The sequence below is a fragment of the Kosakonia radicincitans DSM 16656 genome, assembly GCF_000280495.2.
Classification (GTDB): domain Bacteria; phylum Pseudomonadota; class Gammaproteobacteria; order Enterobacterales; family Enterobacteriaceae; genus Kosakonia; species Kosakonia radicincitans.
Map to the genome: position 1 here is coordinate 3736169 of NZ_CP018016.1, position 12990 is coordinate 3749158.

10 protein-coding genes are annotated in these 12990 nt (G+C 53.8%); 5 read left to right on the plus strand and 5 right to left on the minus strand.

All coding sequences use genetic code 11. From position 1 onward, the window contains the following. Positions 1–20: 20 nt before the first annotated feature. Together clpA and clpS are read right to left on the minus strand one after the other, a co-directional pair. Positions 21–2309: an ATP-dependent Clp protease ATP-binding subunit ClpA gene (clpA, locus tag Y71_RS18065; RefSeq protein WP_035885867.1), complete on the minus strand. Its 2289-nt coding sequence runs from the start codon at positions 2307–2309 to the stop codon at positions 21–23. 31 nt (positions 2310–2340) lie between these two features. Then, a complete protein-coding gene (gene clpS / locus Y71_RS18070) occupies positions 2341–2661 on the minus strand; it encodes an ATP-dependent Clp protease adapter ClpS (protein WP_007374120.1) in 321 nt (106 codons plus the stop codon). Positions 2662–2989: 328 nt separating this feature from the next. On the opposite strand from clpS, the gene cspD reads away from it, so the two are divergent. Beyond that, on the plus strand, positions 2990–3211 hold the full coding sequence (cspD, locus tag Y71_RS18075; protein ID WP_007374119.1) for a cold shock-like protein CspD: 222 nt from the start codon (positions 2990–2992) through the stop codon (positions 3209–3211). Between the two features lie 64 nt (positions 3212–3275). Here cspD and macB read toward each other — a convergent pair whose 3' ends face one another. Further along, positions 3276–5222 carry a macrolide ABC transporter ATP-binding protein/permease MacB gene (macB, locus tag Y71_RS18080; protein ID WP_007374118.1) on the minus strand — a complete coding sequence of 649 codons (1947 nt, stop codon included), beginning with the start codon at positions 5220–5222 and terminating at the stop codon, positions 3276–3278. Next, entirely contained in the window at positions 5219–6334 is a 1116-nt protein-coding gene (macA, locus tag Y71_RS18085; protein ID WP_007374117.1) for a macrolide transporter subunit MacA, read from the minus strand. Before macA ends, macB begins: the two co-directional genes overlap by 4 nt. A 161-nt stretch (positions 6335–6495) precedes the next feature. On the opposite strand from macA, the gene Y71_RS18090 reads away from it, so the two are divergent. Beyond that, on the plus strand, positions 6496–7452 hold the full coding sequence (locus Y71_RS18090; RefSeq protein WP_007374116.1) for a VirK/YbjX family protein: 957 nt from the start codon (positions 6496–6498) through the stop codon (positions 7450–7452). Here Y71_RS18090 and Y71_RS18095 read toward each other — a convergent pair. Next, positions 7449–9107: an ATP-dependent nuclease gene (locus tag Y71_RS18095; RefSeq protein ID WP_007374115.1), complete on the minus strand. Its 1659-nt coding sequence runs from the start codon at positions 9105–9107 to the stop codon at positions 7449–7451. The genes Y71_RS18090 and Y71_RS18095 overlap by 4 nt on opposite strands. 351 nt (positions 9108–9458) lie before the next feature. On the opposite strand from Y71_RS18095, the gene aqpZ reads away from it, so the two are divergent. From aqpZ to hcp, 3 genes are all read left to right on the plus strand, one after another. Continuing rightward, on the plus strand, positions 9459–10154 hold the full coding sequence (gene aqpZ, locus Y71_RS18100) for an aquaporin Z (protein WP_007374114.1): 696 nt from the start codon (positions 9459–9461) through the stop codon (positions 10152–10154). A gap of 132 nt (positions 10155–10286) precedes the next feature. Further along, positions 10287–11186, plus strand: coding sequence for a LysO family transporter (locus tag Y71_RS18105; RefSeq protein WP_007374113.1), 900 nt, complete (start codon positions 10287–10289; stop codon positions 11184–11186). A 148-nt stretch (positions 11187–11334) separates the two neighbouring features. Continuing rightward, positions 11335–12987 (plus strand): hydroxylamine reductase, encoded by a 1653-nt coding sequence (gene hcp, locus Y71_RS18110; protein ID WP_007374112.1) that lies wholly within the window; start codon positions 11335–11337, stop codon positions 12985–12987. Positions 12988–12990: the final 3 nt, after the last annotated feature.

A 12990-nucleotide genomic window follows, 5' to 3' on the forward strand; every position in this document is an offset into this window, starting at 1 on the left:
TTGTGAGTTAATGACAGAGATTAGTGGGCGGTTTCCGGTCTGTGCTTCTGGGCACTCTGGAAGTCATACTCCAGCACATCTTTTTCCTGATTCAGCGTCACGGTTACCTGACCACCGTCAACCAGCGAGCCGAACAGCAGTTCGTTGGCCAGCGGTTTTTTCAGATTGTCCTGGATAACACGCGCCATCGGGCGAGCCCCCATTGCACGGTCATAGCCTTTCTCGGCCAGCCAGTTGCGGGCTTCCTGACTGACTTCCAGTGACACGCCTTTCTGATCCAGCTGCACCTGGAGTTCGACGATAAATTTGTCGACCACCTGATGGATCACCTCGGTAGACAAGTGATCGAACCAGATAATGTTGTCCAGACGGTTGCGGAATTCCGGCGTAAAGATCTTTTTGATCTCTTCCATCGCATCGGTGCTGTTATCCTGGTGGATAAGACCAATGGATTTACGCTCGGTTTCACGCACCCCGGCGTTGGTGGTCATTACCAGCACCACGTTGCGGAAATCTGCTTTGCGCCCGTTGTTATCGGTCAGCGTACCGTTATCCATCACCTGCAACAGCAGGTTAAAGACATCCGGGTGCGCTTTTTCGATTTCATCGAGCAACAGCACCGCGTGCGGATGTTTGATCACCGCATCGGTCAGCAGACCGCCCTGATCGAAGCCGACATATCCCGGAGGCGCACCAATCAAACGGCTGACGGTGTGACGCTCCATATACTCGGACATATCGAAGCGCAGCAGCTCAATACCCAGCGCTTTCGACAACTGTACGGTCACCTCGGTTTTACCCACACCGGTTGGACCAGCAAACAGGAAGGAGCCGACCGGTTTATGGTCCTGACCCAGCCCTGCGCGGCTCATTTTAATGGCTTCGGTTAATGCCTCAATGGCTTTATCCTGGCCAAACACCAGCATTTTCAGGCGATCGCCGAGATTTTTCAGCGTGTCGCGGTCACTCTGAGAAACGCTTTTCTCAGGAATACGCGCGATGCGCGCAACAACCGATTCGATATCCGCCACGTTGATGGTTTTCTTACGCTTGCTCACCGGCATCAGACGCGCACGCGCGCCCGCTTCATCGATCACATCAATCGCTTTATCCGGCAAATGACGGTCGTTGATGTATTTCACCGCCAGTTCCACCGCTGCACGCACCGCTTTCGCCGTGTAACGTACATCGTGATGCGCTTCATACTTCGGCTTCAGACCGTTGATAATCTGCACCGTTTCCTCAACGGACGGTTCAGTAATATCAATTTTCTGGAAGCGGCGCGCCAGGGCGCGATCTTTTTCGAAAATGTTGCTGAATTCCTGATAGGTAGTCGATCCCATCACACGGATTTTACCGCTGGAAAGCAGCGGCTTAATCAGGTTAGCAGCATCGACCTGCCCGCCGGACGCAGCGCCTGCACCGATGATGGTGTGGATCTCATCGATAAACAGAATGCTGTTGTTGTCCTGCTCAAGCTGTTTCAGCAGCGCTTTGAAACGTTTTTCAAAATCACCGCGGTATTTGGTACCCGCCAGCAGCGAACCGATATCCAGTGAATAGATAGTGCAGTCGGCCATAATTTCCGGCACGTCACCCTGCACAATCCGCCAGGCAAGGCCTTCGGCAATCGCCGTTTTACCGACCCCGGACTCCCCAACCAGCAGAGGGTTGTTTTTACGGCGGCGACACAGCACCTGCACCGCGCGCTCAAGCTCTTTGCTGCGGCCAATCAGCGGGTCGATGCCACCAACACGAGCAAGCTGATTAAGGTTGGTGGTGAAGTTTTCCATACGTTCCTCCCCGCCTGCTTGCTCTTCGCTGTTCACCTGGCTGCTACTGCTGCTACCTGCATCCGATGACGGTCCCGGTTCGTCTTTACGCGTACCGTGAGAAATAAAGTTCACCACGTCGAGGCGGCTCACTTCATGTTTGCGCAACAGATAAGCCGCTTGCGACTCCTGCTCGCTAAAAATGGCAACCAGCACATTCGCCCCGGAGACTTCACTACGACCAGAGGACTGAACATGAAACACCGCGCGCTGCAAAACACGCTGGAAGCTGAGCGTCGGCTGCGTGTCGCGCTCCTCTTCGCTCATAGGTAGAACGGGTGTGGTTTGTTCGATGAAGGCTTCGAGTTCCTGCCGCAGCGCCACCAGGTCCACGGAACACGCTTCAAGCGCTTCGCGGGCCGAGGGGTTACTGAGCAATGCCAGTAACAAGTGCTCGACGGTCATAAACTCATGTCGGTGCTCGCGCGCTCTGGCGAAAGCCATATTTAAACTGAGTTCCAGTTCTTGATTGAGCATAGGGCACCTCCCCCAAGTTTCATGCCTGCATTCAGGCTCTTTCCAGCGTACACAGCAACGGATGCTCGTTCTCCCTCGCATACTTGTTCACCATCGAGACCTTAGTCTCTGCAACTTCGGCGGTGAAAACACCGCAGATAGCCTTGCCGTGATAGTGAACTGTAAGCATCAGTTGCGTTGCACGTTCTACATCATAAGAAAAGAACTTTTGTAGCACGTCAATAACAAATTCCATCGGCGTGTAATCATCGTTCATTAACATGACTTTATACATGGATGGCGGTTTTAGCGCATCGCGCAATTTTTCTTCCGCCAATTGGTCGAAATCGAGCCAGCTATTACTCTTACCCATCGTTAGCGCTTCATCTTAGGTTACAGGTTCCGGCGGTCTTTAATCGGCCGATTACATGAGTCTAGATGTATTTTTAATCTACATCAGATGTCAGATAACAATCATCTATCGTTGCCATCCGCGACGGCTGTCACATTCTGTTGTCATAGCGTTAACTGCTTCAAAATTTTGATGCGCCGCCTCCCAGAACCCCTGCCAAACGCTTGACGCATTATACGATTTATCTAAATTGTACAGTCGAGAGTTGGTGAGGTTTTGAACAGCCCACTCGCTCTGCCACCGGTTCATTCCATCTTACTTAAATAAGATTTACGAAGGATGTCGAAGCATGGAAACGGGTACTGTTAAGTGGTTCAACAATGCCAAAGGGTTTGGTTTTATTTGCCCTGAAGGCGGCGGCGAAGATATCTTCGCGCATTACTCCACCATTCAGATGGATGGTTACAGAACGTTAAAAGCCGGACAGACAGTCCGGTTTGATGTACACCAGGGCCCTAAAGGCAATCACGCCAGCGTTATCGTGCCCGTCGAAGTGGAAGCCATGGCCTGACGCCAGCAACCTCATTGTGTACATGCCGCAGTTAAAATGCCAGCCCAATCGGCTGGCATTTTTATTACTCGCGAGCCAACGCATCCACCGGGTCCAGGCGCGCCGCATTGCGTGCCGGCAACCAGCCAAACAGCACCCCGGTAAACGTTGAACACAAAAAGGCAGTAATCAACGCAACCGGTGAAAAACCAATTTCCCAGCCTGGTAAAAAGAGCTGCAACGTAAACGCGATCAACATCGAAAGCGTTACGCCGAGCGCACCACCGACCAGGCAAACAAACACCGCCTCAATCAGAAACTGCGACAACACATCGCCCGCTCTGGCACCCACCGCCATCCTGATGCCGATCTCGCGGGTTCGCTCGGTCACAGAGACCAGCATGATATTCATCACACCGATACCACCAACCAGCAGGGAAATCACCGCTACCAGCGTCAGGAACAATTGAAGAGTACGTGTGGTCTTTTCCGCAGTTTTCAATACCCCGTCCATATTCCAGACGAAGAAATCTTTTTTCCCGTGCCGCAAATTCAGCAATCGGGTGAGCTGCTGTTCAGCCTGCTCACTGCTGTAGCCATCTTTCACCCGAACGGTAATAGAGTTTAGCCACGACTGGCCCATAATACGCCCGGAGATGGTCGTGTAGGGCAGCCAGACGCGCAGGATTTTGCTGCTACCGAACATGGATTGCTTCTCTTCCGCCACGCCAATCACCGTTGCCGGCATATTGCCGACCAGGATAACCTCACCCACCACGCTGACTTTATTGGGAAAGAGCTGGCGGCGGATATTGCTGTCGAGCACCACCACCTGCGCCCGTCCCTTCTCCTGCTCGGCATTGAACGACGCGCCTTCGCTGAAGGTCATGCCATAAACATTAAAGTACTGCCCGCTCACACCATTCGCGCTGGCCGCGACATCAATATTGTCATTGCGCAGACGCAGGTTTTGCGAAACCGACGGTGTCGCCGATCGCACCCACGGCTGTTTCTGGATCGCCAGCAGATCGTCATATTTCAGCGCCTGCTGGTATTGCGGCTCGTCATCGCCAAAATCCTTACCGGGATAGACATCAATGGTGTTGGTGCCGATCGAACGGATATCCGCCAGCACGAGCTGCTTCGCCGCATCGCCCACTACCACAATCGAGACCACGGAGGCGATACCGATAATAATGCCGAGCATGGTCAACAGCGTGCGCATCTTATTCGCCGCCATTGCGCGCCAGGCCATAGTCAGCGCTTCATGAAAACGGCTGATAAACTGCCGCCACCCACCCACCTGCACAGACACGGCATCGCGGTTACCCGCCGTTACCGCTCGTTCACGGGCCGGAGGATTACTGATAAGTTCGCCATCGCGAATTTCAATCACTCGCTCAGCCTGTGCCGCCACTTGCGGATCGTGGGTGACGATAATCACCGTATGCCCACGATCGCGCAGCTGGTGAAGGATCGCCATCACCTCTTCGCCTGAGTGGCTATCCAGCGCACCGGTGGGTTCATCGGCCAGAATGACCTGCCCTCCGTTCATCAACGCCCGGGCGATGCTGACGCGCTGCTGCTGGCCGCCAGAAAGCTGAGAAGGCTGATAATCCGTCCGCTCGCCCAGGCCGAGGCGCGTCAGTAACTCTCTGGCGCGTATCAGCCGCGCTTTACGATCGCTTCCGGCGTATACCGCAGGCACTTCAACGTTCTGCGCGGCCGTCAGATGCGAAAGCAGATGATAACGCTGGAAGATAAAACCAAAATGTTCACGCCGCAGTTGCTCCAGCGCATCGCCGCCAAGCGTGGAGACATCCGTTCCGGCAACGCGATATGTACCGCTGGAGGGTTTATCCAGACAGCCGAGTATGTTCATCAGCGTCGATTTACCGGAACCCGAAGTCCCGACAATCGCCACCATTTCACCGGCATTGATACTGAGAGTAATGCCCTTCAGCACCTCCACCTGCTCGTCACCAGAAGGATAACTGCGGCGAATATCCTTCAGTTCCAGCAGTACCGTCATTGCGCGGCCCCGCGATTCAGCTCGCCGATCACCACTTCTTCACCAGCATCCAGCCCTTTCACCACCACTACATCGGTATCATTACGTGCACCCAGCATCACTTCGCGCTCGCGGGTTTCACCGTTGCGCAGCACTTTCACTTTATAGCGATTATCACCAACCGGATCGCCCAGCGCCGCCAGTGGAATGGTCAGCACATTTTTCAGGCCGTTCAGTTGAATATGCACCTGCGCGGTCATATCCAGGCGCAATATGCCCTGCGGGTTCGGCACTTCAAAACGGGCGTAATAGAAAATAGCGTCATTGACCTTCTCCGGCGTCGGCAGAATATCTTTCAGTACCCCTTCATAGCGGGTGCCGGGATCGCCCAGCACGGTGAACCACGCTTTTTGTCCGGGTTTCAGATGGATAACATCCGCCTCTGAAACCTGCGCTTTAACCAGCATAGTGCTCATGTCGGCCAGCGTCAGGATGTTCGGCGCCTGTTGCACCGCAATCACCGTTTGCCCTTGCAAGGTGGTAATTTGCGTCACCTCACCGGCCATCGGCGCCAGAATGCGTGTGTAGTCGAGATTGGTTTTCGCGGTATCCAGCGTCGCCTGGTTGCGCTTTATCTGTGCATCAATAGTGCCGATCTGCGCCTCTTTGACTGCCACATCGGTGGCCGAGGTATCCAGATCCTGGCGGGAGATAAGATTGCGTTTCACCAGTTGTTGCTGACGCGCCAGTGTCACCTGCGCCAGCCTCAGTTCCGCCTGCGCCTGACGGCGTTGCGCGCGCAGTTCCATCAGCGTGGCATCCACTTCTTTGATCTGGTTTTCTGCCTGGTCAGGATCGATAACCCCGAGCAACTGATCCTTTTTGACTTTATCGCCAATATTGACCAACAGCGTTTTTAACTGGCCATTCACCTGTGCGCCAACGTCAACTTTACGTAATGCATCAAGCTTGCCCGTCGCCAGTACGCTCTGTTGCAATTCGCCAGGGCGGACAATCAGCGTCTGATACTGCACCACCGGCGCGTTTAATTTTCCCCACAGCCAAAAGACGGCCAGTAAAATGACGACCGCCAGTACGATAAATACCGTCCTGCGTTTTCCCTTAAGTTTCATAAAAATCCCGGATAATCTGACACGCGGCCTGTAGATAACATTCTTAACCAAACAAAATATCAACGAAACAGAAAATTCTTAATCTCTCCATTATTCATTTAGATGTTGTTGAAGCGCTGGCTGATGGAATGGCGATCTCTGTGAGATACCCGGATTTCAATATGTCCACCATCGCCGACACGATACATACCGATATGCCACTGCCGAAAACGGCATGGCAACTCTTTTATTCTCTTGCTTCGGGCGAACTGATGCCAGGACTGGCATGGCATCATCCTGCCTATCGCCGCAAATTTCTGCTACGTTCGCTGGCCACGCCGTTCAGCACCGCCCATTTTCTCACACGCCTGATACGTCAGCCCATGCTGGCCAAAATGTTACAGGTGCAGCCAGGTTTACCTTGCCGCCTGCATCGCCCATGGTTGTCGATGAATATCAATCGTGCACAAACGTGCGACGCGCTGTGCTGGCATTACAACACGATCGCGGCCCTGCTGCCCGCCAGGCTGGTTAATGGCTATCTTAACAAGCCGGGAATCACCGTTGCACTGTTGAACGGTAAAGATGAGCAGCATTATTCGTTGCGTCTGTGTTCGGAAGCCATGCTGGACAAGGAAGGTGAAGCAACGCTGGTATTCTGCGATGCACAGAATACCGTACTGGCCGGGCTGACATTTACCCTGTGTCAGTTTACCGGCAAAAACACGCTGTATATTGGCGGGTTACAGGGAGCCAAAGCCCACGTGCCGCATGAACTTATTCAGGCTGCGACCAAATCCTGCCACGGTCTCTTTCCAAAACGTCTGTTGGTAGAGGCCGCGATGACGCTGAGCCAGTTCCTGAACGTGCAGCAGATCCGCGCTGTCAGCAACGAAACCCATATCTATCGCAATATTCGTTACCGTCGAAAAAAGCAGGGGCAACTGCACGCAGATTACAATAGTTTTTGGCAATCATTGGGCGCCGTAGCTGACGCGTCCGGCGATTATATCCTGCCACTGGCAATGCCGCGTAAACCGATGGAGGCGATCGCCAGTAAAAAACGCGCAGAGTATCGACGCCGTTACGAATTACTCGATAGTCTGCATAGCCAGACTGCCAGACTCTGCCGGAATTAATCCGCGCGCCCGCGCGCCAGCCACAGCACGCGGGAAAACATCTTGCGCAACAGGGGCGGTACAGCATCTATCCCGCGGCGCCCCGCTTCCATCGCCACTTCTATCGCCAGATCCGGCTTCGATGAACGATGAATCGCTTTGATGATCACCCGACGCATATTCATCTGCACATTTTCCGGCAGTTGCGCCACTCGATGATAGATATCAGCAAAACCTTCCCGGTACATAAAATGTTCCATATCACGCGCCGGCAACTCGGTCAGATGCTCCCGTATCTGAACCTGATCATTATCCAGCAGGCTGCGCACCGTGGCGGCGTACTTTTTCCCCGCTTCATCGCCGTCCACCAGCACATGCCATTGAATCCCCATACGGCGGGCAAACTTAACCAGCGGTTTTAATCCGGACTGGGCGAATTCAATGACTTTCACCCCTTCGGCATCGAAATGGTGGCCGCACTGGCGCGCCAGTTCGTTAATCACCCAGGTTTCTGTCTCCCCTTCCACCAGCAGCCAACAGCGGGCAAACAGCGAAGAGGCGCGGTTGAAGCGGATATGGAAAGCGATACGCCGCGCATCCTCGGAATTTAAGCCGCCGGGCCCAAGACGCCAGGCCGCAACGCGCGACGATTCGCGCACCAGCCGACAGACCTGCTCAACCGGCGTCATCGACAACAGCTCACCAGAATTGGTCGTCGTCACCTGCTGCAATGGCAACAAATTCAGCAGTTGCCAGGCGACCGACAACATAATCGGGTGCAGCCGTGTTTCAGGATCTTCCACCAGCAGCAATGGCCGCGCGTCGCGGTCGAGGCGCACCGTTCCTTTCGCCTGCAATAAGGTGGCAAAAAAACTCAGCAGGATCACCCGGTACATACGGCCGCCGGGTTTGTCGATCATGCGGTTGATAATATCCAGATAGCGCCAGCTACGCTGCTCATCATGAGAGCGACGCCGCATCAGACGCTGGTGCGAAGCCCCACTGCCCTGTTCAGCGAAGTAGTGTTCCAGCAGTTGCACCATTGCGGAGAGACCATGGCGGATCTGCCCGTCCGTCAAATTTTGTGGTCGGGAAACCAGCTCGTGGGAGAGGAAATCAAGCTGCCGGGCGGTAGTTTCCATTTCGGGTGTATCAGGCATCGTACCGCTGCGGATACGCCGTAAAAATCGCGCATCGCGCAGACGCAACACCGGCATCAAACGCACCAGATGACGGGCGCACTCGTCGATATCGGGAAGATCGAGCAACTCCCCCTGTTCATTCAGAAAACCACGCAATGTCAGCACACTGCCATCATCAGACAGTTCGCCTTCATGGCGATAAAACAAGCGATGGTATCCGTCGTGACTGGGCACCCAGCATTCAGCAAGAGGACGATAGCGTCGCACGCGGTAGCGTCCCGGCTCAGATTCACGGAAAGTCAGAATAATGTGCAGATGGTGCTCACGCCCCTGGATATCTCCCGGCGGGAACCAAAAATCTTCCCGAACAAAATGGTAGAGATCGGTTTCCGGTGACAGTAATAACGTTAACGCATCAAGCAAGCTGGATTTACCCCAGGCGTTCTCACCAATCAGCACGTTATTCTGCTCAAGCTGCAACGATAAACGATTGATGCCGCGGAATCCGACAATGTCTACACGCTCCAGAATCATTCTTCCCTCCGGCTGTTTTCGTCTTTCTCGTCTATGCTTTCTGAGAAGTATAGCGGGGCGGAAAGCGCCAGGTCATGCGCTAAGTACAAAATTTTATTGAAAAATATGTAGCAAAGCGCAAATGCGGTTGAGGGAAGTACAACGCAAACAAATAAAAAGAACAAGAACCCAATCATCAATCAAATATCAAAACTCAATACCAAAATAGTCCTATAGAACATATATTATATTTCAATTTATTTTAATTTATCAGTTGTTTTAACTACCACCGGGATTAGAATAACCGCGCATTTATTGGTGCTTTACCTATGGCAAGGGCGTTTGCCCGGTTCTGTTCTTATCGAGGTGGCTATGTTCAGAAAATTAGCAGCAGAGTGCTTTGGCACATTTTGGCTGGTGTTTGGCGGCTGCGGCAGCGCAGTGCTGGCCGCAACGTTTCCGCAAACCGGTATTGGTTTCGCCGGGGTTGCGTTGGCGTTTGGTTTAACGGTGCTGACCATGGCTTTTGCCGTTGGTCATATTTCAGGCGGGCATTTTAATCCTGCAGTGACAATAGGCCTGTGGGCAGGCGGTCGTTTTCCGGCGAAAGACGTGATTGGTTATATTGTCGCGCAGGTCGTTGGCGGCATTGTGGCAGCGGCGGCACTCTATTTTATCGCCAGCGGCAAAGCGGGCTTCGATGCAACAGCCAGTGGTTTTGCCTCGAACGGTTATGGCGAACATTCGCCGGGGGGATACTCCATTTACTCCGCGATGCTGATTGAAATCGTGCTGACCTGCGGCTTTCTGCTGGTAATCCATGGCGCCACGGATAAACACGCGCCGGCGGGCTTTGCCCCTATTGCCATTGGTCTGGCGCTGACGCTTATCCATTTAATCAGTATTCCGGTGACCAATACTTCCGTTAACCCGGCGCGCAGTACCGCCGTCGCAATATTCCAGGACGGCTGGGCATTGCAGCAATTATGGTTCTTCTGGGTAATGCCGATTATCGGCGGCATTCTGGGTGGGGTGATTTACCGCACATTGCTGGAAAAACGCGATTAATAAAATCAGGCCCGGCAAGCACGCCGGGCTTTTTTTTACATTATTACTGCGTCTTTTCGTGGCTTTACTCAGTTCCCACCTTTCGGTAGTGTGTCCGGCGCTTACTCATTTTTGCAAGGATTCGGGCTGTTCATGCTTTCAGGATTGCTAATTATTCTTCTGCCGCTGATCGTCGGCTACCTTATTCCCCTGCGTCATACTGCGGCTCTTAAACTGATCAATAAATTACTGAGCTGGATTGTTTACCTGATCCTATTTTTTATGGGGATCAGCCTCGCGTTCCTCGATAATCTCAGCGCCAATCTGCTATCAATATTTCACTATTCCGCGGTGAGTATCGTGGTGATCCTGCTGTGCAATGCCGTTGCACTGTTATGGCTGGAGCGTACTCTTCCCTGGCAGCACCAGCATCAGCAGGAAAAATTGCCTTCGCGTCTTGCCATGGCGCTGGAATCCCTGCGTCTGTGCGGTGTGGTGGTTGCCGGTTTTGCCATTGGCCTCAGCGGGCTGGCGTTTTTACAGCATGCCACGGAAGCCAGCGAATATACGCTGATCTTCCTGCTGTTGCTGGTCGGCATCCAGCTACGCAACAGCGGTATGACGCTGAAGCAGATTGTCCTCAACCGCCGCGGAATGATCATCGCCGTAGTGGTGGCGCTCAGTTCGTTGGTTGGCGGCGCCATCAACGCATTACTGCTTGGCCTGCCGCTCCAGGCAGGTCTGGCGATGGCCTCCGGTTTTGGCTGGTATTCGCTGTCCGGCATTTTGCTGACCGAATCTTTTGGCCCGGTCATTGGCAGTGCAGCCTTCTTTAATGATCTGGCGCGCGAATTGATCGCCATCATGTTGATCCCCGGCTTAGTACGCCGCAGCCGATCCACGGCGCTCGGTCTGTGCGGTGCAACGTCAATGGATTTTACCCTGCCAGTGCTCCAGCGCAGCGGCGGTCTGGAGCTGGTACCTGCGGCCATTGTTCACGGCTTTATCCTCAGCCTGCTGGTGCCATTGCTCATGGCCTTCTTCTCTGCCTGATACCTCTTTGGCGGTAACTTTTTGCCGCCAAAATTGCGCTAAATCAATCTCCCTGTAAGTTGCACTAAAAAGCGCTTTTAAGGCTTCTCTCACCAGCATAATCTTAAACATGTATTTTAAATATAACTTTAACAGTGAAGGTGTGACCATGTTTTGTGTGCAATGTGAACAAACCATTCGAACCCCGGCGGGTAATGGCTGTGCGTATGCGCAGGGGATGTGCGGTAAAACCGCCGAAACGTCCGACCTCCAGGATTTGCTGATTGCCGCGTTACAAGGGCTCTCTGCCTGGGCCTGCAAAGCCCGTGACTACGATCTCATCGATCATGAAATCGACAGCTTCGCGCCGCGCGCCTTCTTCTCGACGCTGACCAATGTCAACTTCGACTCCGTACGCATTGTCGGTTACGCCCGTGAAGCGATAGCCAAACGTGAAGCGCTGAAAGCGCTCTGCCTTTCTATCGACCCGAACGCCAGCGTTGATAACCCGATGGCCGAACTGCAACTGGTCAGTGACGATCTGGGCGAATTACAGCGCCAGGCAGCAGAATTCACGCCGAACAAAGACAAAGCCACGATTGGCGAAAATATCCTTGGCCTGCGTCTGCTCTGCCTGTACGGTCTGAAAGGCGCAGCCGCTTATATGGAGCATGCGCACGTACTCGGCCAGTACGACAACGCTATTTATGCCCGCTACCATAAAATTATGGCCTGGCTGGGTACCTGGCCTGCGGACATGAACGCTCTGCTTGAATGTTCAATGGAAATTGGCCAGATGAACTTCAGCGTCATGAGCATCCTCGATGCCGGTGAAACCAGCACTTACGGCCATCCAACGCCGACCCAGGTGAACGTTAAAGCCGTCGCCGGGAAATGCATTTTGATCTCTGGTCACGACCTGAAAGATCTCTACAACCTGCTGCAACAAACCGAAGGCACCGGCGTTAACGTCTATACCCACGGTGAAATGTTACCGGCACACGGTTATCCTGAACTGCGTAAATTTAAACATCTGGTCGGCAACTACGGTAGTGGCTGGCAGAACCAGCAGGTGGAATTCGCCCGCTTCCCCGGCCCGATCGTGATGACCTCCAACTGCATCATTGATCCGACCGTCGGTTCTTATGACGACCGTATCTGGACCCGCAGCATTGTTGGCTGGCCGGGCGTGAACCACCTCGAAGGCGACGATTTCGCTCCGGTGATCCGCCAGGCACAGCAGATGTCCGGTTTCCCATTCAGCGAAATCGAACACCTGATCACTGTCGGGTTTGGTCGCCAGACCCTGCTTGGTGCGGTGGATTCGCTGATAGATCTGGTGAGCCGCGAAAAACTGCGCCACGTCTTCCTCGTCGGCGGCTGCGACGGCGCACGCGGCGAACGTAATTACTTCACCGATTTCGCCACCCAGGTACCGGATGACTGCCTGATCCTGACGCTGGCCTGTGGGAAATATCGCTTCAACAAACTCGACTTCGGCAATATCGAAGGGCTGCCGCGTCTGATCGATGCTGGTCAGTGTAATGACGCCTACTCGGCGATTATTCTGGCGGTAACGCTGGCGGAAAAACTGGGCTGCGGCGTGAACGATCTCCCGCTGTCACTGGTACTCTCCTGGTTTGAACAGAAAGCGATCGTCATCCTGCTGACTCTGCTGTCGCTGGGCGTCACCAATATCGTTACCGGCCCGACCGCGCCGGGCTTCCTGACGCCGGATCTGCTGGCCGTGCTGAATGAGAAATTTGGCCTGCGCCAGGTCACGACCGTTGAACAGGATATGCAGCAGTTGCTGAGCGCATAAGGA